Source organism: Sphingomonas sp. (assembly GCF_036269755.1).
GTDB lineage: Bacteria > Pseudomonadota > Alphaproteobacteria > Sphingomonadales > Sphingomonadaceae > Sphingomonas.
Genome location: NZ_DATBDV010000018.1, coordinates 203,538 through 224,783, shown reverse-complemented (window position 1 = coordinate 224,783; position 21,246 = coordinate 203,538). Strand labels below are relative to the sequence as shown.

The window sequence follows — 21,246 nt, the reverse complement described above, 5'->3', positions numbered from 1 at the left end:
GGAAGCGAAGCGGGCGCCCGCTCAAGGTTCGACTGTCTCAGGGAAACGATGATGCGTCTTGTCCCAGCGCGGGCGGCGTCCGCGCAACGCGACCGCGTAGCGCCACACGGCCTTGCGCGCCGCTATCAGCGCGATGAAGTTGCCGACCAATGCGCGCGGCAGCGACAGCAAAGCTTGCCAAGGCCCATAAGCACGGCCGGTGAACCATGCCCGCATCGCCAGCCGCCATCCGAGCATGACCGCGTTGACGTCGAGCAGGACCATCATCGCCGCGCTCGGATGAGGCGCGGTGTCGCCGGCTAACGCATGCAACGCGAGCGACGCACCCCAGGCGAGCAGCGCGACATAAGCCACGAAAAGCACGAACACCGACAGCGGCGCTCGGCGATCGCGCATTCGCATCCAATGGTCGCGCCAGTCGCTCGCTCGACCCCAGCCGAGCCGATCCCAGCCGTCGAGTGCGATGCCGATCATCCACCGCGCCTTTTGCGTGACCGCTTCGCGCACGGTGCTCGGGAAATATTCCGCGACCGCTATCACCTTGCCCCGATCGTCGCGCACGCGCGCGAAAACCTGCCGCGCCCCGAGCATCGCGCTGCGCAAGCCGAGCTCATAATCCTCGGTCAAGCTGTCGGCGTCGAACGGCACCCCGTCGCGTGCCGCGGCAATGCGCGCGAGCAGATCGCGGTCGATCGCGCAGCCCACCCCGGCCAGCGGCATTGGCGCGCCCAGCAACCCGCGCGCGACCAGCCTTAGCCCGTGGGCCTCAGCGAACTCGTCCAAATAGTGTCCGGCAACGAGCGGCGACCGCGCATCGATCAGCGGCAGGACCGGAATTTGCACGACCTGATGGTTTACCAGCATCGCGCGGTACACGCGAAGCTCATCGCGATGGACGACGTCCTCGGCATCGTGGAATACGATGGCCGCCGCGCGCCAGTCCTCGGCGCGCTCCTCGCGGCACAGCGCAGTCCACAGCTGGTTGAGGCAATCGGCCTTGGTCGTGGGGCCGTCATGGGGGTTGATCACCAGCCGAATGCGCTGGTCGTGCTCGGCGACGGCAGCGACCGCTTCGATCGTCGCGCGATCGTTGGCATAGGCGCCGACATAGATGCGGAAGTCGTCGCCACCGAACCGCGCCAGCGTTGTTGCCAGCATCGGCCCGATCACCGCCGCTTCGTCCCAGGCCGGCACGAAGATCGCCAACCGTCCGGACACACCATCGTCAAGTTCGGAAACACGCGGTTCGCGGCGAAAGCGCAGGCGGCTCGCCCAATAGACGGCGTCGAGCGCCAAGTCGTCCATCCCCCCGATCAGGAAACCGACACAGGCAAGAACGACACATTCTCGAGCGACGATGTCGATGGCAGCCGCGACGAAAGACAATAGCGACCCCCCGATCCGCCATCACTTGCGACCATTTACTTGCAGGCTATTTGCGTGATTATCCAGCAGATAATTGGGGCGTGAAATCGTGGGCGGAGATCGATCCGAGGCTTGCCAGCCGCCGAGATATCCGCCGCCGTTCGAAGGCGCCCGCGATTAGCTAGCGCGTCGTCCCGACATGGACCGACATCAGGCTTGCGACCTTTGCCTTGAACGCGCGCAATGCGCCGCCCGACAGCGCTGCCATCGTCGAGAAGGAGAACCCGCGAGGATTGACCGCGGCGCCCGAGCGATAGACTTCGAAATGGAGGTGCGGGCCAGTGGAAAGCCCCGAATTGCCCGAATAGCCGACCAGGTCGCCGCGCTGGACGCGCTCGCCCGATCGCACCCCGATACGGCTCAAATGGCCATAGCCGGTGCCGATACCACCCGGGCCCTGGATGCCGATGAAATTGCCGTAGCCGCCCTTTTGCCCGGCCCAGTTCACCGTCCCGTCGACCACCGCATAGACCGGCGAGCCGTACGGGCAGGCGATGTCGATGCCCTTGTGCATGCGGTAATAACCGAGGATCGGGTGGAGCCGCATCCCGAATGACGAGCTGACCCGGCCGTTGACGGGCAGGCCGACGAAACCCTGGCGCCGAGTCTCGCCGCCATTGGCGTCGTACCAATCGCCGCTGTCGTCATCGTCGCTGTTTCCCGACCATTTGACGAGCTGAACCTTGCGGTTGCCGAGGTTGAGCCCGGCATAAACGACGTCGCCCAACTCGACCTCGCCGGTCGCGGCGCGGCGCTGTTTGAGAATGATGTCGAACGGATCGCCCGCAGTTACGTCGCTGGTCAGCGAGATGCGTGTCGCCATCGCCTTGAGGTAATCGGCGGCTGCCTGGGCCGGCACGCCAGCGGCGCGCATCGACTTGTAGAGGCTCGACCCCGCGAGCCCCTGGATACGAAGCGGCGTGTCGTCAATCGCGATCGCCTGGCGCTGCATCGACAGGCCGTTGGCGCCGCGGGTGACGGTCAGGCGGAAATCGAACGCGGGTTGGAAGCTCAGCGTCTCGATCGGGCGCGGGTCGCTCTTGCGCGCGCGCGGGCCGAGCACGCCCTCGAAGCGCGTGCCGGGACGAATGTCGTCGAGCGACATCACGCCCCCGACGAGGTCGGAAATCTGGGCGATGTCGTTCCTGGTCGCGCCGGCGCGGCGCAGCAATGCGGCGAGGCTATCGCCGTCGCTCATCGCCGAGGAGAAAGGCAAGTGCGGCCTGTCAGGGCTCTCGCCAAGCGGCCGGACGAGGTCGTTCGCCGCCATGCGTTGGCCGGTATCGGCCCCCCAAGCGAGCGGTGCGATCGCTTGCGCGCGCGCATTGTCCCAGGCCGCACCGCGGAGCGCCGCTGGCGTCTCGCCGACGATCGGACGCGCCAGGCCAGGCGACAGCGCATAGGTGGCGGCGAGTAGAGCAACGCACGTCGCGGTGCCGCGGAACCAGTCGCGCGACCCGATCCGCGCTCCGAGATCGGGGGTCCAGTCGATGCTTTCGAAACCGCTGCGCAGACGATCGACCAGCGACAGATCGAGCGGAACGGCCGCATGCCCGAACGACCGCACGGCGGTGCCGCCCGCTTGCTCGAACTGGTCGTTACGCAGAAACACGGCGCGAAAGTCCCCGGAACATCATCGCCGATCCACCCCCGGCGCAGGCGGAATCACTCTGTAGATGCGTGGTTAAAGTCAATTTAAAGCGCCGCGGGTGCGCACGGCGTTGCGGCAAGCCGTGCAGGCTGAGGGACAAACGTCGGGTTGTAGCGGAACGTCCGGGCCTCGAGTGGCGAGCGCGTTGTTTGCCGCTGTGGCTCGGCGCGGCTTGGCTATTCGGGCGAGTGGCAAGCCAAATCGCGGGAATCGCGCTCTACTTATCCTGGGTTGCTTGCGTCAGGACGCCAACGCCCCGATGTTGTCATCAGTATGAACGCGTACGATCGCCCGGTCACTGCGGTGCTCGGCCCCACCAATACCGGCAAGACGCACCTCGCGATCGAGCGGATGTGCGGGCATTCGAGCGGAATGATCGGGTTCCCGCTGCGGCTGCTGGCGCGCGAAGTGTACGACCGGGTGGTCGCGATCAAGGGCAAGGATCAAGTCGCGCTGATCACCGGCGAGGAGCGGATCGTGCCGCTCAACGCGCGCTGGTTCCTGTGCACTGCGGAGAGCATGCCCGCCGACAGGGATGTTAGCTTTCTCGCGCTCGACGAAGCGCAGCTCGGCGCCGACCCGGAGCGCGGACACGTCTTTACCGACCGGTTGCTGCGCGCGCGCGGCCGCACCGAGACGATGATCCTGGGGTCGGAGACGCTACGTCCGATGATTCGAGCGCTCGTCCCGGAGGCCGAGATCGTCGAGCGCCCCCGCTTCTCGACGCTCAGTTATGCCGGCGCGAAGAAGCTATCGCGGCTGCCCAAGCGCTCGGCGATCGTCGCGTTCAGCGCGGAGGAAGTCTATGCCGTCGCCGAGATGATCCGGCGGCTGCGCGGGGGTGCTGCGGTGGTGATGGGAGCGCTCAGCCCGCGCACCCGCAACGCCCAGGTCGCGATGTTCCAGGCCGGCGAGGTCGACTATCTCGTCGCGACCGATGCGATCGGCATGGGTCTCAACATGGACGTGAGCCACGTCGCGTTCGCCAGCCTCAGCAAGTTCGACGGCAAGCGCCAGCGCCGCCTGACGGTGAGCGAAATGGCGCAGATCGCCGGCCGCGCCGGGCGGCACCAGCGCGACGGAACGTTCGGCGCACTGGTCGAGGAGGGGCCTGGGGCGTTCACCCCCGAAGAGATTTATGCGATCGAGGAGCATCGCTTTCCGCCGCTCGATTTTCTCTACTGGCGCGATGGGGAGCTCGACCTCGGCTCGGCCGAGGGGCTGATCGCTAGCCTGGAGACGAAGCCCGGTCATCCGGCGCTTCGGGCTGCGCCGCCTGCAGTCGATCTCAATGTCCTGAAGCGACTTGCGGAAGAGGATTGGGTGCGCGACCGTGCTCGCTCCACCGGCATGGTTGGGCGGTTGTGGGCGGCGTGCGGGGTCCCCGACTTCCGCAAGCTCGGTGCCGATCAGCATACCCGCTTGGTGAGCCGAGTATTCGGACATCTGAGCGAAGGCGGCGGGCGCATCCCGGCGGCATGGTTCGCGAGCGAGGTCGCGCGCCTCGACGATGTGAACGGCGATGTCGAGACGATCGCCGGGCGGATCGCGGGGGTGCGCACCTGGGCGTATATCGCGCACCGCAACGACTGGCTCGCCGACCCGGCGCATTGGGCCGCGCGCACGGCGCAAGTCGAGGAGCGATTGTCCGATGCGCTCCATGCCAGCCTGACTCAGCGCTTCGTCGACAAGCGCACCACGGTGCTGCTCCGCCAGATCGGCAAGGATGCCGGCGCGCTCCCGGTGGTGATCGGCGACGAAGGCGAGGTGCTGGTCGAGGATCACCCGATCGGGACTCTCCGCGGGTTCACGTTCGCAGTCGCGGCGGACGCGCGCGCCGCGGACAAAAGGTTGCTGCTGGCGGCAGCGGAAAAACGGCTGGGCGCGGAATTGGCGCGGCGCGCGGGGGAATTGGCGGGAGCGGAGGATGGGGTGCTGTCGGTCGCCGCACGAGATACGCTTCGCCGGGGAAGCGTTGAATATGCCGAGGTTGTTTGGCGGGGGTTTCCCGTCGCGCATATCGCGCCCGGCTCCAACCTCGCCCAGCCGCGTGTTGTCGTGGATCGCGCCATCGCGGCGCTTGACCCAGCCGCTCGGAAGCCCGTGCAGGCACGTCTCGACGCTTGGCTGGCAACGCAGATGGCGCGGCATCTGCCGGTCTTCGAGAAGCTCGACGCGGTGCTGCGCGACGCAGGGGCGGGCGGACCGTTGCGCGCGGTGGCGGGCGCGTTGCTCGAAGCCGGGGGCGTGCTCCCGCGCCGCGCGGTCGGGGCACAGGTCGAGGCGCTCGACGGCCCAGCACGCAAGCGGCTCGCCAAGATCGGCGTGACGATCGGGACGCTCGATCTGTTCGCCCCCGCGCTGCTCAAGCCCGCGGCCGCCGAGTGGCGGCGCGTGCTGATGCGGCTCGACGAGTTCCCGCGCGAAGGCGCGACTGTGCTGCCGCGCGGTGCGACCGGGGCGGAGCTGGCGCATGGCTTCCGTCCGCTCGGGCAACAGGCCGTGCGCGTCGATCTCGTCGAGCGCATCGCGCGCGCCGGCCACGATGCGCGCAAGGGCCGCGCACCGTTCGCGCCCGATCCGGCGTTGGCGACGTCGATCGGGCTTCATCCCGAAACGCTCGCTCGGCTGATGGCGCAGCTCGGCTTCCGCGCCGCCAAGCCCGATGCCGAGGGCAAGCCGCGATGGATGTGGCGGGGCCTCACCCCAAACGCGAAACCGGCCGCGCCGCGGAAGGACAACGCCTTCGCCGCGCTCGCGGGGATGCTGCGTGAGTGATAGCATGCGTCTCGACAAGTTCCTGTGGTTCGCCCGGATCGCCAAGACACGCAGCTTTGCGCAAGCGCTCGCCGCGCGCGGGCATCTGCGCATCGACGGCCGCGCCATCGATCGGGCCGCAGCACCGGTGAGGGTCGGCAACATCTTGACCTTTGCAACGCACCTCGGCCGGATCCGCACACTTCGGGTCGAGGCGCTTCCGATCCGCCGCGGCCCGCCCTCCGAAGCTCAAGGCTGCTATCAGGAGCTATCGACTGCGAACGTCTCGCAGGAACGAGCGCTCGATTGACGAGGGCGGAATCGGCGAATAGCACGGCCCGAATTCGTCGTTTTGGAGCCCGCCATGACCTATGTCGTCACCGATGCCTGCATCCGCTGCAAGTATATGGATTGCGTCGAGGTATGCCCGGTCGATTGCTTCTACGAAGGCGACAACATGCTGGTGATCAACCCCAGCGAGTGCATCGATTGCGGCGTGTGCGAACCCGAATGCCCGGCCGAGGCGATCCTGCCCGACACCGAGAGCGGGCTGGAGAAATGGCTCGAGATCAACAACACCTTCTCCGCGCAATGGCCCAACGTCACGCGCAAGAACGACCAGACCCCCGCCGATGCCGACGAGCACAAGGGCGAGGAGGGCAAGTTCGACAAGTATTTCTCGCCCGAGCCGGGACAAGGCGATTAAGCGCGCTTAATCGCCGTCGCGTGCCCCGGCACGGACGGCGGACGAGCGTCGCTCGATCCGGCTGACGGCCTTGCCGGCGGCCCACCCCGACAAAATCCCCCTTCCCCACGCCCCCCTAGTCTGACAACACACCGCTCTATCGATTTCACCGAGCGGAGAGTCGTCCCATGGCGATCAAACATATTGCCGGTCTGTTCCTCCTCGGCATTTCGGGGATCGCGCTCGCGCAGTCGACCGCGCCCAAGCCCAAATATGGGCCGTGGGGCGTCGACTATGCGTCGATGGACAAGGGCGTGAAGCCGGGTGACGATTTCTTCCGCTACGCCGAGGGGACGTGGCTTCGCACCGCACCGATCGCCCCCGACAAGTCGCGCGCCGGGTACAATTACGATCTGCCCGACCAGACCGAGATCGAGGTTCGCAAGCTGGTCGAAGGGGCCGGCCCCAGCCCGGCTGATCCCAAGATGCGCCGCATTACCGATTTCTACGGCGCGTGGATGGACGTAGCCGGAATCGAGGCGCGCGGCACCGCGCCGCTCAAGCCGTATCTCGCGCGGATCGCGGCGGTCAGGAATACCGACGAACTCGTCGCGCTGATGGCGCAGCCCGGCTATCCCGCGCCGATCAACATCGGGGTCGAGCCCGACGCCAAGGACCCGACTCGCTATACCGCCGCCGCCGGACAGGCGCGGCTCGGGCTGCCCTCGCGCGATTATTACCTGCTGCCCGACGCCAAGTACGTCGCGTTCCGCAAGGCGTATCGCGACTATATCATCAATCTCCAGCAGCTCGCCGGCATCCCCGACGCCGCGGCCAAGGCCGATGCGATCATTGCGCTCGAGACCAAGCTGGCACAGGATCAATGGACGCCAGAGGCGCGGCGCGACCCGGTCAAGACCTACAACCCGATGACTCGCGCGCAGCTGACGGCGCTCGCGCCGCAGTTCGACTGGGCTCCGGTTCTGGCGAAGATCGGCCTGTCGAACATGCCGGTCGTTGTGGTGTCCGAACCAAGTGCGGTCACCGCGGCGGGCAAGGCGATCGCGGCGACCCCGCTCTCGACCTGGAAGGACTGGATGACCTTCCGCTTCATCAGCGACCACGCGCAATATCTGCCCAAGGCGTTCGACGATGCGCGGTTCGGGTTCTACAGCCGCACGCTGCAGGATGTGCAATCGCAGGCCGAGCGCTGGAAGCGGGGCGTGCGATTGCTCGACAACAGCCTCGGCGAAGCGGTCGGGGAGCTTTACGCCAAGGTCCACTGGACCGCCGATACCGACAAGCAGATGACCGAGCTGATCGGCGATCTGCGCGCGGCGTATAAGGAAAAGATCCTGGGCGCGGCGTGGATGGACGAGCCGACGCGCAAGGAAGCGCTCGCCAAGCTCGCCTCGTTCGATCCGCGGATCGGGCATCCGACCAAATATATCGACTATTCGGCGATGCGCGTGTCGCGCACCGATCCGCTCGCCAACGCGATCAATGCCGACGACTTCGAATGGAAGCTCGAACTGTCGCGGCTCGGCAAGCCGGTCGACCGCTCGCTCTGGGACATGAACGTCCAGGAGGTGAACGCTTATTATAATCCGCTGATGAACCAGGTGACGTTCCCGGCGGCGATCCTGCAGCCGCCGTTCTTCGACCCCGCCGCCGATCCGGCGGTCAATTACGGCGAGACAGGTGCCACGATCGGGCACGAAATGGGTCACGGCTTCGACGACGAAGGGCGGCAGTTCGACGCGAGCGGCAAGTTGCGCGACTGGTGGACCAAGGAATCGGCCACCCGCTACAGCGCGCACGCGCAGAAGCTGGTCGACCAGTTCAACGGCTACGAGCCGATCCCCGGCGTGCATATCAAGGGACAGCTGACGCTCGGCGAAAACCTCGCCGATCTCGGCGGGCTCGAAGTCGCCTATGCTGCATATCGCCGTTATGTCTCGCGACACGGCGAGCCGGCGGTGATCGACGGCTACACCGGCGACCAGCGCTTCTTCATCGCCTTTGCGCAGAGCTGGCAGGGCAAGGCGCGCGAGGGCGCGTTGCGCGCGCAGTTGCTCTCGAACCCGCACAGCCCCGAGGAATATCGAGTCAACGGGATCGTGCGGAACGTCGATGCCTGGTACGCCGCGTTCGGGGTGAAGCCGGGGGATAAGCTATATCTGGCGCCCGGGGATCGTGTGCACGTCTGGTAACAACGGGCCGGCGGCGAAACCGCCGGCGTCGGTCGGGCCAACTGCGCCGGCCCGCCGGCCGTGTCGGCCCGCGAGCGGCGATTAGCGCGACTAATCGCCTCGGGCCGACGTAGCACTGGTAATTTTATTACGACTCTGTTAAATAGGGCAGGACGAGAGCCCTTGTTTCGAGTCTCTCGTGTGGAGACACACGCATCATAACCGCCCCGACGGGTGCCATGAACTGGCGCCGAAGATCGTTTGGGGCATCCCAATGGAAAGGTTGAAGCTACATGGCTGCCAAGGCGCTGTCCTTCGACGTCGGTGATTACGTTGTTTACCCCAAGCACGGCGTTGGCCGTGTGGTCGAACTGCTCAAGCAAGAAATCGCGGGCATGCAGCTGGAACTGTATGTGCTCCGGTTCGAAAAGGAGCGGATGACGCTTCGCGTGCCGACCAACAAGGCCGAAAGCGTCGGCATGCGCAAATTGTCGTCGGACAAGACGTTGCGCGAGGCGCTCGATACCTTGAAGGGCAAGCCCAAGGTCAAGCGCACCATGTGGTCGCGCCGCGCGCAGGAATATGAAGCGAAGATCAATTCGGGCGACCTCGTGTCGATCGCCGAAGTGGTCCGCGACCTGTTCCGCGCCGAGGACCAGCCCGAGCAGAGCTATTCCGAGCGCCAGATCTTCGAAGCGGCCGCCAGCCGCCTCGCCCGCGAGCTCGCGGCGATGGAAGAGACCGACGAAAAGGGTGCGCTTGAGAAGATCCTCGACATCCTGCGCAAGGCCGCGGCGGTGTGGAACAAGGACAAGGAGCTGGCGTAAACGCGTCTCCTCCAAGCGAAGAGGGCGGTCTTGCGGGGCCGCCCTTTTTCGTTGAGCCGCACTGCGAGCTATGGTGTTTACATATGTAGTCGATAAGCGTATTGCTTCCGTGACACACGATCGTCGGGAGAGAATCGATGCGCCTGTTGCCCCTGCTAGCCTTGCCCTTCTTGCTCACCGCCGCTGGGACTGACGATGCCGATCGCGGCCCGGGTATAGCCAGCGATCGCCAAGGCGACATGACCAGTTACCGCGCCGCCGATTTCCAGAAAATTGCCTATGGCTTACCGGGCGAAGTCGACATCCGCGTCGGCCCCGCCTGGTCGGTTCGCGCGACCGGCCCCGCAGCCGCCTTCGCCAATCTGCGCGTGACGACCAAGGACGGTACGCTGACGATCGACCATCGCTATCGCGATCGCAAGGTCGACGCTCCGATCGAACGCCAGGTCCATTTCGTGATCACGGTGCCTCGCCTCACCGGCGTCGCGCTGGGCGGATCGGGCCGAATGACGGTCGATCGAGTCAGCGGCACGGCATTCGATGCGGCGCTGGGCGGATCGGGCAGCCTCTCGCTCGGCACCATCGCGGTCGATCGCGCGGATGTCGCGATCGGGGGATCCGGCAGCGTCACCGCAAGCGGCTCGGCGCGGAGCCTTCGGGTCAATCTCGGCGGGTCGGGCGGCTTGCAGGCGCCGGGCCTGCGAGCGGCTGGCGCGCAAGTCTCGAGCGCAGGGTCGGGGACGATCCGCGTCACCGTCGACGGGTCCGCGCAAGTGTCGGTGATCGGCAGCGGCACGATCGACCTGGGGCCGAACGCGCGATGCAGCGTCACGCGGATGGGGAAGGCGCAGGTACGCTGCGGATCGTAGCGGGTTGACGAAGCTTCCGGGTGTGTTATTCTAACAATACACAAATGGAGGCTAAGATGCGCTATCTCGCCCTGCTCGTTTTGGTTCCGCTCGCTGGGTGCCATGTCGGCGACGATCAAAAGGGCGTCGCCGCCAGCGGCGCCGGCGGCAACCGGACGTTTGCGGCTGACGGCTTCAGCGCGGTCGAGGCGACTGGGCCGGACGATGTCGATGTGCGCGTCGGGTCGGGCTTCTCGGTCCGCGCCGAGGGCGACGCCAAGGCGCTCGACAAGCTCGAGATCGTCAAGAACGGCGACACGCTCGAAGTGCGGCGCAAGTCAAGCAGCGGGTTCAGCTGGGGCAGCAGCGGTCATGCCAAGGTCTACATCACCATGCCGCGCATCACCGCGGCGAGCGCGACCGGATCGGGCGACATGGCGGTCGATCATGTCGACGGCAACGCCTTCACGGTCGATGCGACTGGGTCCGGCGACGTGTCGGTCGGATCGATCAACGTCCAGTCGGTATCACTGTCGCTGACCGGATCGGGCGGAGTGACCGCCGCCGGCACCGCGAAGAGCGGCAAGGTCTCGATCACCGGGTCGGGCGACGTCGACGCGGGCAAGCTCAACCTGTCGAGCGCCGAGGTCAGCGTGATGGGATCGGGCAACGTCGCCGCAAGCGTCGCGGGACCGGCGAACGTCGATGTCATGGGGTCGGGCGACGTCACGCTGACCGGCGGCGCCAAGTGCACGACCTCGAAGATGGGATCGGGCAGCGTCACCTGCAGCTGAGCTGCGACGCCTGATTACGCGCGCCTCTTGCATGTCCAGTGCTGCGGGTGCGATGCTCGCCGCATGATCCGCGCCCTTATCGGCCTTGCGCTTGTCGCGCTGGCGACGCCCGCTTTGGCGGCCGACCGCTCCTATGTCGTGACCAATTTCGACCGAGTCCGCGTCGATGGGCCGTTCGAGGTTCGGCTGACGGTCGGGGCCGGCGGCGCGCACGCGAGCGCGAGCGGCGACGACAGAGTGATCGCCGACCTGTCGATCGAGGTGCAAGGCGATACGCTGATCGTGCGCAAGGGGACGCAAGGCTGGAGCGAGCAAGGCAAGGTCGACGGGCCCGCCCCGATCATCACCATCGCCGCGCCGGCGCTGCGCAGCGCGACCGTGATCGGCGGCGGCAAGCTGGCGATCGCGGGGGTGGTGCGCAGCGCGCGGCTCGACCTCCAGATCACCGGTGCGGGGTCGATCGATGCGCGCGGTATCGATACCGACGATCTGGCGGTAATGCTGGTCGGCAACGGCAATGTGACGCTGGCGGGCAAGAGCGCGCGAGCGCGTCTGTTGACCAACGGCAACGGATCGATCGCGGCGATTCCGCTGAGCGTGGGTGACGTGCTGGTGCGGCTCGACGGGCCGGGCGAAACGCAAGTGAGCGCGCGCTTCACCGCCGATCTGACCTCGACCGGGCTCGGCCGGATCGTCGTCGCAGGCAACGCAAGGTGCACCGCGCATGCGCAGGCCGGCGGCCCGATCCTGTGCGGGCCGGACGCGGCGCCCTAGCACCTAGATCAGCGCCAATTCCGCGAGTCGGCCGATCAGCTCGGGCGGCAACAAGCCAACGCCTTCGCTGCCCGTCCCGAGATCGCGCGGCGCGTCGGCATGCTCGAGGTAGCGCCAGCCCTGGTGCGCGCGCTTGGGCCGCGCTTCGACCAGGACCAGCCGCGGGTCGAGCCGGATCGCAGTGCGCCCGCCGGGCAGATCGCCGAAACCCAGGATCGGCGACCGCGCCACCAGTTGATGCTTGACGATCCAGAACAGCGAGCCCTGCCCCGCCACTTCCTCCCAGCGCTTGGGCAGATAGCGCGTGCCGATCTCGAACGCTGCGCCCTCGCGCGCCTTCCAGCGTGCGACGAGCAGGTCGATGCTGGCGATCCCGAATGCTACCTTGCTGATATGAAGTGGCATTCGCCCGATATGGCTACCCGCTCAGGCCCCACAAGAGCGCGAGCCCGAGGAACGAGAAGAACCCCATGCAATCGGTCATCATCGTCACGAACACCGCCGACGACACCGCGGGGTCGATCCGCAATCGGTCGAGCGTGACGGGGATCAGCACCCCGGATAGCCCCGCGATCAGATTGTTGATGACCATCGCCAGCGCGATCACGATCGACAGATCGGCGTTGTGGAAGATCAGCAGCGTGCCGAGCCCGATCGCCGCCCCCAGCGCGACGCCGTTTGCGGCGGCGATACGGAACTCGCGCGCAATCATCCACCAGGTGTTCGATTCGGTCAGCTGATTGGTCGCGATCGCGCGCACCACCACCGCAAGCGTCTGTGTGCCGGCATTGCCGCCCATCCCCGACACGATCGGCATCAGCACCGCGAGCAACGCGAACCTGGCGATCTCGCCCTGGAACAGCCCGACCACCGACGCCGCGAGGATCGCGGTGCCGAGATTGACCACCAGCCAGGTCAGCCGCGTGCGCACCGTCAGCTGAATTGGCTCGTTGATGTCGCCATCGCCCGCGCCCGACAGCCGGGTAATGTCCTCGCCCGCTTCTTCGGAGATGATGTGGACGATGTCGTCGACCGTGACCATGCCGACCAGCCGTCCCGCGGCGTCGACTACGGCGGCCGAGATCAACGCATATTTTTGGAAACGGAGCGCGACTTCCTCCTGATCCATGTCGACCGGGATCAAGGTCTGCTCGCGCTTCATCACGTCGGCCATCGCGACGCTGCGCGGGGTTCGCAGAATCCACGACAATTGGCAGGTGCCGACCGGCTTGTGTGCCGGGTCGACGACGAAGATCTCCCAGAAATCGGTGGTCAGCTCGTCATGCCCGCGAAGATAGTCGATCGCGTCGCCGACGGTCCAATGTTCGGGCACCGCGACCAGGTCGCGCTGCATCAGGCGCCCGGCCGACTCCTCGGGATAGGACAGAGCCTCCTCGATCGCGGCGCGATCGTCGGGCTCCATCGCGCGCAGCACCTCGCGCTGATCGTCGGCGTCGAGATCCTCGATGATCGCGACGGCGTCGTCGGTGTCGAGTTCGGAGGCGATGTCGGCGACTTGCTGCGGCTCGAGCGCATCGATCAGGTCCTCGCGGACGTAATCGTTCATCTCGGCGAACACGTCGGCGTCGAGCAAGTCGGCGAGCGCCAGCGCGAGGGGACCGCGATCCTCGTGCGGCGTCAGTTCGAACAGATCGGCGATGTCGGCGGGATGGAGCGGCTCGACCAAAGCGTGCGCCGCGGCAGCATCGTCGGCCTCGACCGCGTCGAGCACCGCGCGCACGAATTCGGGCTTCAGCCGGTCATCCTCGTCCAGCTGATCGGCGACGTTATCGAGTTCGGTCGCGCCTTCGGTCGGCGCCAGATCGGTCTCGCTCATCGTCTGACCTTGGTTCGGGCGCGGGAATGTCCATATCGGCGCCGTTACCCCGATTTAACGCGGTTTGCCAGCGCCGAACGCGCCGTCTAGGGCCGCACCAACCGAATATATTCAGGAGCATGACCATGGCCGACGCCCCCGAAAAACTGACCCTGACGCTCGACAGCGGCGATGTCGTCATCAAGCTGCGCCCCGACCTCGCGCCGCAGCATGTCGATCGCATCGCCGAACTGGCGAACGAAGGCTTTTACGACGGCGTCGTGTTCCACCGGGTCATCCCCGGCTTCATGGCGCAGGGCGGCGATCCCACCGGCACCGGGATGCACGGATCGGACAAGCCCAACCTGCCGCAGGAGTTCAGCCGTGAGCCGCACGTCCGCGGAACCGCATCGATGGCGCGGACCAACGATCCCAACTCGGCCAACAGCCAGTTCTTCATCGTGTTCGACGACGCGCGTTTCCTCGACGGGCAATACACCGTGTGGGGCCAGGTCGAGAGCGGCATGGAGCATATCGATGCGCTCCCCAAAGGCGAGCCGCCGCGCGAGCCGGGCAAGATTTTGAAGGCGCGCGCGGAGTAGCCTCGGCGGTTAAACCGCGCCGAGCGCCGCGACGATCCGCGCGAGTTCGGCGAGGTTGCGCCGATGTTCGGCCAGATGCTGAGCGGCTATGCGATCGACCAGATCGAGTCCGCGCGGCGTCAGGCGAAGCTCGATCCGCCGCTGGTCGCGGACCGAGCGGCTGCGCTCGATCAGCCCCGCCGCCTCGATCCGAGCGACCAGCTCGACCGCACTGTTGAGTTTGACGCAAAGCCTTTCGGCGAGCGAGGTGACGTCCATCGCCCGGGGCCCGTCATGCGCGCGGATCGCAAGCATCGCCTGATATTGCGCGGGTGCGACTCCCGCTGCCTTGGTCGTCGCTTCGCTGAACGCGAAGAATCGGCGCACATGGTAGCGGAAGTCGGCGAGACCGCGATATTCGGCAAGGCCGGTTGAGCCTGCCGTAGCAGCTGAAGCAAGCATCGTCATTGGCCGGTGAGGGGTCCGTGAGGCTGCGGCCGGCGGCGAACCGCTGGCCGACGGCATCACGAAGCCTTCATGTTCGATGAAACGTTGGTGAAGGTCTTCTTGAGCTGGTTGCCCAGGCCCTGCATCGCGGCGATCGCGGCGACGGCGATGAGCGCGGCGATCAAGCCGTATTCGATCGCGGTGGCGGCGCGCGTTTCGCGAAGGCGCTTGAAAAGGTTCGTCATGATCGATTCCCCACTTAAGTCCACGGGTGCTTCGTAGGACGAACCATTTTCGATATGGTTAACGACACGCGAGGCATGTTCGAGGGACCCGATGGCAAGCGGCGTGGCGGTGCCGCGCCGGCCACGGTGCTGGCTCCTCGCGGATAGCTGACGCTAATCCGCTGCCAGCACTTCGACCAGCCAATCGTGGAACAGCTTGACCGGGCGCTGCTGCATCGCGCGGGGACGGCAGACGAACCAATAGCTGTACGGGCTCGCCACCTCGATATCGAACAGTTTGACCAGCCGGGAGTCGTGCGCTTCGTCGAAATGGCTGTCGTGCATGAACGCGACGCCGAGGCCTTGCGCCGCCGCTTCGAGCATCAACGCGCCCGAATCGAAATGATCGATCGCGGCGGGCTCGAGTTCGTCCAGCCCGGCGGCGTGGCGCCACGCGCCGAACGTGTCGGGCATGTCGCGGTGGATCAGCGCGGTGAGCCCGGCGACCTGTTCCGGCCGCGTAATCGGATCGGGCCGGTCGACTAGCGACCGCGCGCCGATCACATAGACCTGGTTGCGGTCGAGCCGCTGTGCGTAAAGGCTCGGGTCGGGCTCGCGCAGCAAGGCGATCGCGGCGTCGAGCCCATCGCCTACCCGCGCCATGTTGTGCGCCGCCGTGTCGATGTCGAGGTGGAGCTGCGGGTGCCAGGCGCGCAAGTCGGCGAGATGCGGGAACAGCCGTTGCGCGGCGAACAGCGGGAGCACTCCAAGCCGTAGCCGCAGCACTTCGGTCCCGCTGGTCATGAACTCGACCGCGTCGGTCAAACGATCGAGCACCGGCGCGATCTGCTGCAGTAGCCGCTCGCCGTCCTCGTTGAGCGCGACGGCCTGGTGGCGGCGTTCGAACAATGGTTTGCCGATGAAGCGTTCGAGCGCCTGGACCCGGCGGCTGAGCGCGGGGGCGGACAGCGCGAGTTCCTGTGCCGCCGCCTTCACCGAGCCGGTGCGAGCGACCTGAACGAAGGCTTCGATCGCCGTCAGCGGCGGCAGTCGGCGCATATCCTCTCCCTCTTTGTTGTGCGATGCGTCACGAAGGGCCCCGCGCTGTTGCTACCACTTCCTCTCGTGGGAAATCCACCCCCGATTGCAATACGTGCAACTGCGGCGGTTCTCTTCGCACTTGCACAATAAACTGCCGCGCGGCACATCAGCCGTGCCTTTCAGGCATCCTCTCCTAAAAACTTTTCCGGCCGGGCCTTTGGGTCCGGCCTTTTTTTGCGCCCGATTGCCCGCTGCCCTCGCGCATCGGGAACCGGCTCGCTATCTCGCGCGCTCCCCCAATTGCGCAGCGAGCAGGTGAATTCGAATGGCAGACGGCGACGACGCTCCCCCGCGCAAGCTCCAGGTCGCCAATGCCCGGCCCGAGGATAGCGGCCGCGGGCTTGCCCACATCCCGCGATCGGTGATGGCGCGGCTGGGGATCGGCGAAGGCGACGTGATCGAGATCGTCGGCAAGACCACCACACCCGCGCGTGCGGTCGCGCCGTATCCGGAGGATGAAGGCCTCGAGCTGATCCGCATCGACGGGTTGCAGCGCGCCAATGCCGGGGCCGGGTCGGGCGATTATGTCGATGTGCGCCGCGCCGAAGTGAAGCCGGCGGGTCGCGTGGTGTTCGCGCCGGCGCAGCAGAATCTGCGGCTGCAGGGATCGACCGCCGCGCTCCACCGCACCTTCGTCGGGCGGCCGCTGTGCCAGGGCGACATCGTCGCGACCGCGGGGCAGCAGCGTGTCGATCCGGAGGGGATGCCGCCCAATGTCGCGCAATATCTTCGCGCGCCCGCTTATGCGCTGCAGGAAATCCGCCTCGCGGTGGTGGCGACGGTGCCTAAGGGTGTCGTCCAGATCGACCAGAATACCGAAATCGAGCTTCGCCCCGAATATGAGGAACCCAAGGACGCACGGCGTGCGGACGTCACCTACGACGACATCGGCGGGATGGCGGCGACGATCGACCAACTGCGCGAGATGGTCGAATTGCCGCTCCGTTACCCCGAATTGTTCCAACGCCTGGGCGTCGATCCGCCCAAGGGCGTGCTGCTTCATGGCCCGCCCGGCACCGGCAAGACTCGCCTCGCGCGCGCGGTGGCGAACGAGAGCGACGCGCAATTCTTCCTGATCAACGGACCCGAAATCATGGGCTCGGCCTATGGCGAATCGGAAGGCCGGCTGCGCCAGGTGTTCGAGGAAGCCGCCAAGAACGCGCCGTCGATCGTGTTCATCGACGAGATCGATTCGATTGCGCCCAAGCGGGGCCAAGTGTCGGGCGAAGCCGAAAAGCGGCTGGTCGCGCAACTGCTGACGCTGATGGACGGGCTCGAGGCGCGCGCCAATCTGGTGGTGATCGCCGCGACCAATCGCCCCGAAGCGATCGACGAAGCGCTGCGTCGCCCCGGCCGGTTCGACCGCGAAATCGTTATCGGCGTGCCCGACGAGCGCGGGCGGCGCGAGATATTAGCGATCCATACGCGCGGTATGCCGCTCGGCGACCGGGTCGATCTCAACGAGTTGGCGCGCACGACCTATGGTTTCGTCGGCGCCGACCTCGCCGCGCTGGCGCGCGAAGCGGCGATCGAGGCGGTGCGCAAGATCATGCCCAAGCTCAATCTCGAGGAGCGCACGATTCCGCCCGAGGTCCTCGACACGCTGGCGGTGACTCGCGAGGACTTCCTCGACGCGCTAAAACGCGTCCAGCCGTCGGCGATGCGCGAAGTGATGGTTGAGGCGCCTCGCGTCCGCTGGGACGATGTCGGCGGGCTCGACGATGCGCAGATGCGGTTGAAGGAAGGCGTCGAACTGCCGCTGAAGGACCCCGACGCATTCCGTCGGCTCGGCATCCGCCCGGCCAAGGGCTTCCTCCTCTATGGCCCGCCCGGCACCGGCAAGACCTTGCTGGCAAAGGCGGTAGCGCGCGAGGCGGAGGCGAACTTCATCTCGACGAAGTCCTCCGACCTGCTCAGCAAATGGTATGGCGAAAGCGAGCAGCAGATCGCCAAATTGTTCGCCCGCGCGCGCCAGGTCGCGCCGTGCGTGATCTTCATCGACGAGCTCGATAGCCTGGTGCCCGCGCGCGGCGGCGGCCTGGGCGAACCGCAAGTCACCGAGCGCGTGGTCAACACGATCCTGTCGGAAATGGACGGGCTGGAAGAGCTGCAGTCGGTGGTGGTGATCGGCGCGACCAACCGCCCCAACCTCATCGATCCCGCGCTATTGCGGCCCGGCCGGTTCGACGAGTTAATCTATGTCGGCGTCCCCGACCAGAAGGGGCGGCGGCGGATCCTCGCGATTCAGACGGGGAAGATGCCGCTCGCCGACGACGTCGACCTGGACGCGCTGGCGGCACGCACCGACCGCTTCACCGGCGCCGACCTCGAGGATCTCACGCGCCGCGCCGGCCTGACCGCGCTACGCAAGAGCCTCGATGCCAAGACGGTGACGATTGCCGATTTCGACGTTGCCCTCGACGAGTCTCGCGCGAGCGTGACGCCCGAGATGGAGCGCGACTACGAACAGATGGCGGCGCGGCTCAAACAGGATGCGGCCGCACTGCAGCCGATCGGGTTCATTGCACCGGGACAGTTGCGGCCGCACGGACCGAAGGGGATCGATTAGGCGACATGGCCTGATTCGCGCATTTGTCGCGATCGTCCGCCGCGTAAACTTGCCGCGCGCGATGCCTGCTCAATCCCAAGATTATCTCTACATCTTTCACGAAGACTGTTTGTGGTGGCGTAAAGTCATCCTGGCTCACTCGACGCGCGCACCTCACAGTCGCGAGGTGCGCGTTAGCACGACGATAAATACCCTATCGAACATGGCCTTAGCTATAGTATGGCGCCAGCTATAGCTTAAATGATTCGCCTAACTCGCATTGGATGTATTTTTACGGATTTCAATAGACCCTTTAACAATACGGAACCTTGACTCTCTCTAAAATAGAGATGAGAAGATAGGCGGAGTTACTGTTCTAAATCTCGGGAGGGGATCATGAACAAGTTCGCCACGCTCTTAGTGGTTGCAGTCTTGGCTGGATTAGCCGTGTTCGGTGCGGCGGTGGCCCAGCGAACCGGCAAAACCGGCTTGGCGCCGATCCTGCGCGTCGAGGGCAAAGTGGTGCCCGATCAATATATCGTCGTGTTCAAGAAGGGCGTCGCGCGCGCTGTAACGTCCGCGACACGTGAACGCGTCAAGGCTCTGGGTGGAACGATTCTACACGAATATCGCACCGCGCTGAACGGGTTCAGCGTCAGGATCTCTCCGAAGGGGCTGAAAGAGCTCCGTGCGGATCCTAGTATCGACTATATCGAACCGGACCAATTGAACGAACTGACCACGATTCAACTCAACCCGGTGCCGGGCTTGGACCGGACCAGCGAACGGCTGCTACCGCTCGACCATCGATACACCTATTCCGAGACCGGTGCAGGCGTGAATGTTTACATCGTCGACACCGGAATCCGGGCGACCAATGTCGAGTTCGGCGGTCGCGTTAGTGGCGGCGTGACGGAGATCATGGACGGCAACGGCACGAACGATTGCCACGGCCACGGAACCAATGTTGCCGGTATCGTCGGCGGGGGGACGTATGGCGTCGCCAAGAACGTTGCCTTGCACCCGGTTCGCGTCTTCACCTGCGCAGGCGGCGGCGCGACGACGTCGGTTCTCGTTGCCGGAGTCGATTGGATTACCGCCAACGCCGTCCATCCAGCAGTGGCGAACATGAGTCTGCGCGGCCCCGTTCAGCCCGCGCTTGACACCGCGATAAACAATTCGATCACAAGCGGCGTGACCTATGTAGTTGCGGCGGGCAACGACAGCGGTGCGGACGCTTGTACGTTTTCTCCCGCGCATGTCGCGAACGCGATCACCGTCGGCGCGATCGACCCGGGCAGCGACGTACAAGCGGGATTTTCGAACATTGGCACCTGCCTCGATTTGTATGCGCCCGGTGTGAACATCCAGGCGGCAGGCAATGGCAGCGATACTGCCACGAGTACTTTTTCCGGAACGTCGCAGGCGTCGCCGCACGTTGCCGGCACCGCCGCCAAGTTCCTCCAACTCAACCCTCTGGCCACGCCCGCCCAAGTCTGGGCGGCGATCCACGCTGCCGATGACCTGAACCCTGGCACCTCCGGCTGGTCCGGCATCGGCAGTCGCGGCGCGGGCTCTCCCAACGAGTTGTTGCATTGGGGGTCACTTTCCACCGGGCAGAATGACGGTGATCCGCATATCACCACGGTCGACGGCGTCCCCTACGATTTTCAGGCTGCCGGCGAATTCGTCGCGCTGCGCGATGGCAGCCTGGAACTCCAGACCCGCCAGACGCCGGTCCCGACGGGAGCGATCGTCTACAACGCACATACCGGGCTTTCGAGTTGCGTCAGCGTGAACACGGCGGCAGCGATGCGCGTCGGCGGCAACCGCGTCACCTACCAACCGAACCCGAGCGCTCAAAGCAACGCATCGGGGATGCAGGTACGCGTCAACGGCGTTTTGACGCCTGTCCCCGCCGGCGGTTTCGGCCTGCCAGGAGGCGGACGCCTGTCGCCCGCCGGCGGCGGTTTGCTGGTGGACACGCCAGACGGATCGACGATCACGCTCCTACCGAACTTCTGGGGCGCGCCGCATAACATCTGGTATTTGAGCATCGCCGTCATCAACACCCGCGCATCCGACGGGATCATGGGCGCGATCGCGGCCGACAGCTGGTTGCCGAGACTTGCCAACGGCGGGTCGCTCGGCCCGCTGCCGGCGGCGCCGCCCCAGCGTTACGCGGACCTGTACGGCAAATTTGCGAACAGCTGGCGAGTGACAAATGCCACGACATTGTTCGACTATGCCGCGGGTGCCTCGACTGGCTCGTTCACTGTCAAAAGCTGGCCGCCACAGACCGGGGCGTGCGTCATCAACAAAACGCCGGTCGTGCCCAAGACACTCGATATTTCGATCGCAAGAAAGGTCTGCCTGCCGATCCGGGACGAGAAACAACAGGCCAATTGCATCGCGGACGTCGTTGCGACTGCGGACACCGGATTTGCTCGCGCCTATCTGAACAGCGAGCGCGTGGCGGCGGCTGTGGCCAAGCGTAGCCCCCTCATGGTCCGTCGTCCGACAACCAAAAGTCGGATGATCCGACGAACCCGCTAGCGGAGATCGGCGCGGGCACG

Annotated in this window: 18 protein-coding genes; 11 read left to right on the top strand and 7 right to left on the bottom strand. The window is 65.9% G+C overall.

Annotated elements, in window-relative coordinates:
* Positions 1–21: 21 nt before the first annotated feature.
* Positions 22–1,386, bottom strand: a complete 1,365-nt coding sequence (locus VH326_RS12005; protein WP_329632057.1) for a glycosyl transferase family protein — start codon at positions 1,384–1,386, stop codon at positions 22–24.
* A gap of 160 nt (positions 1,387–1,546) precedes the next feature.
* Positions 1,547–3,037 carry a M23 family metallopeptidase gene (locus tag VH326_RS12000; RefSeq protein WP_329632056.1) on the bottom strand — a complete coding sequence of 497 codons (1,491 nt, stop codon included), beginning with the start codon at positions 3,035–3,037 and terminating at the stop codon, positions 1,547–1,549.
* Positions 3,038–3,349: 312 nt separating this feature from the next.
* On the opposite strand from VH326_RS12000, the gene VH326_RS11995 reads away from it, so the two are divergent.
* From VH326_RS11995 to VH326_RS11960, 8 genes are all read left to right on the top strand, one after another.
* Positions 3,350–5,854, top strand: coding sequence for a helicase-related protein (locus VH326_RS11995; RefSeq protein WP_329632055.1), 2,505 nt, complete (start codon positions 3,350–3,352; stop codon positions 5,852–5,854).
* Between the two features lie 4 nt (positions 5,855–5,858).
* Positions 5,859–6,143 (top strand): RNA-binding S4 domain-containing protein, encoded by a 285-nt coding sequence (locus VH326_RS11990; RefSeq protein WP_329632054.1) that lies wholly within the window; start codon positions 5,859–5,861, stop codon positions 6,141–6,143.
* A 54-nt stretch (positions 6,144–6,197) separates the two neighbouring features.
* Positions 6,198–6,539 (top strand): ferredoxin FdxA, encoded by a 342-nt coding sequence (gene fdxA / locus VH326_RS11985; RefSeq protein WP_329632053.1) that lies wholly within the window; start codon positions 6,198–6,200, stop codon positions 6,537–6,539.
* Between the two features lie 167 nt (positions 6,540–6,706).
* The gene (locus VH326_RS11980; protein WP_329632052.1) at positions 6,707–8,731 is read left to right on the top strand and encodes a M13 family metallopeptidase; all 2,025 of its coding nucleotides are present in this window, start codon (positions 6,707–6,709) and stop codon (positions 8,729–8,731) included.
* A 272-nt stretch (positions 8,732–9,003) separates the two neighbouring features.
* Entirely contained in the window at positions 9,004–9,537 is a 534-nt protein-coding gene (locus VH326_RS11975) for a CarD family transcriptional regulator (protein WP_329632051.1), read from the top strand.
* 239 nt (positions 9,538–9,776) lie between these two features.
* Positions 9,777–10,406 carry a GIN domain-containing protein gene (locus VH326_RS11970; RefSeq protein ID WP_329632050.1) on the top strand — a complete coding sequence of 210 codons (630 nt, stop codon included), beginning with the start codon at positions 9,777–9,779 and terminating at the stop codon, positions 10,404–10,406.
* Positions 10,407–10,462: 56 nt separating this feature from the next.
* Complete coding sequence (locus VH326_RS11965; RefSeq protein WP_329632049.1) at positions 10,463–11,179, top strand: head GIN domain-containing protein; 717 nt, start codon at positions 10,463–10,465, stop codon at positions 11,177–11,179.
* Positions 11,180–11,242: 63 nt separating this feature from the next.
* The gene (locus VH326_RS11960) at positions 11,243–11,953 is read left to right on the top strand and encodes a GIN domain-containing protein (protein ID WP_329632048.1); all 711 of its coding nucleotides are present in this window, start codon (positions 11,243–11,245) and stop codon (positions 11,951–11,953) included.
* Positions 11,954–11,956: 3 nt separating this feature from the next.
* On the opposite strand, the gene VH326_RS11955 is transcribed toward VH326_RS11960, so the two are convergent.
* Both VH326_RS11955 and mgtE read right to left on the bottom strand, forming a co-directional pair.
* Entirely contained in the window at positions 11,957–12,358 is a 402-nt protein-coding gene (locus tag VH326_RS11955) for a DUF1489 domain-containing protein (protein WP_329632047.1), read from the bottom strand.
* 13 nt (positions 12,359–12,371) lie between these two features.
* Positions 12,372–13,790 carry a magnesium transporter gene (gene mgtE / locus VH326_RS11950; protein WP_329632046.1) on the bottom strand — a complete coding sequence of 473 codons (1,419 nt, stop codon included), beginning with the start codon at positions 13,788–13,790 and terminating at the stop codon, positions 12,372–12,374.
* A 125-nt stretch (positions 13,791–13,915) separates the two neighbouring features.
* On the opposite strand from mgtE, the gene VH326_RS11945 reads away from it, so the two are divergent.
* Positions 13,916–14,371 (top strand): peptidylprolyl isomerase, encoded by a 456-nt coding sequence (locus VH326_RS11945; RefSeq protein WP_329632045.1) that lies wholly within the window; start codon positions 13,916–13,918, stop codon positions 14,369–14,371.
* 9 nt (positions 14,372–14,380) lie between these two features.
* Here the strand turns inward: VH326_RS11945 and VH326_RS11940 are convergent, their stop codons facing one another.
* The 3 genes from VH326_RS11940 to VH326_RS11930 form a co-directional block, all read right to left on the bottom strand.
* On the bottom strand, positions 14,381–14,737 hold the full coding sequence (locus VH326_RS11940; RefSeq protein WP_329632044.1) for a MarR family transcriptional regulator: 357 nt from the start codon (positions 14,735–14,737) through the stop codon (positions 14,381–14,383).
* A gap of 137 nt (positions 14,738–14,874) precedes the next feature.
* Positions 14,875–15,042: a Flp family type IVb pilin gene (locus VH326_RS11935; RefSeq protein WP_329632043.1), complete on the bottom strand. Its 168-nt coding sequence runs from the start codon at positions 15,040–15,042 to the stop codon at positions 14,875–14,877.
* Between the two features lie 153 nt (positions 15,043–15,195).
* The gene (locus VH326_RS11930; protein WP_329632042.1) at positions 15,196–16,080 is read right to left on the bottom strand and encodes a LysR substrate-binding domain-containing protein; all 885 of its coding nucleotides are present in this window, start codon (positions 16,078–16,080) and stop codon (positions 15,196–15,198) included.
* Between the two features lie 307 nt (positions 16,081–16,387).
* Here VH326_RS11930 and VH326_RS11925 point away from each other — a divergent pair, with 307 nt between their 5' ends.
* Complete coding sequence (locus VH326_RS11925; RefSeq protein WP_329632041.1) at positions 16,388–18,691, top strand: CDC48 family AAA ATPase; 2,304 nt, start codon at positions 16,388–16,390, stop codon at positions 18,689–18,691.
* Between the two features lie 375 nt (positions 18,692–19,066).
* On the top strand, positions 19,067–21,226 hold the full coding sequence (locus VH326_RS11920; RefSeq protein ID WP_329632040.1) for a S8 family serine peptidase: 2,160 nt from the start codon (positions 19,067–19,069) through the stop codon (positions 21,224–21,226).
* Positions 21,227–21,246 lie beyond the last annotated feature (20 nt).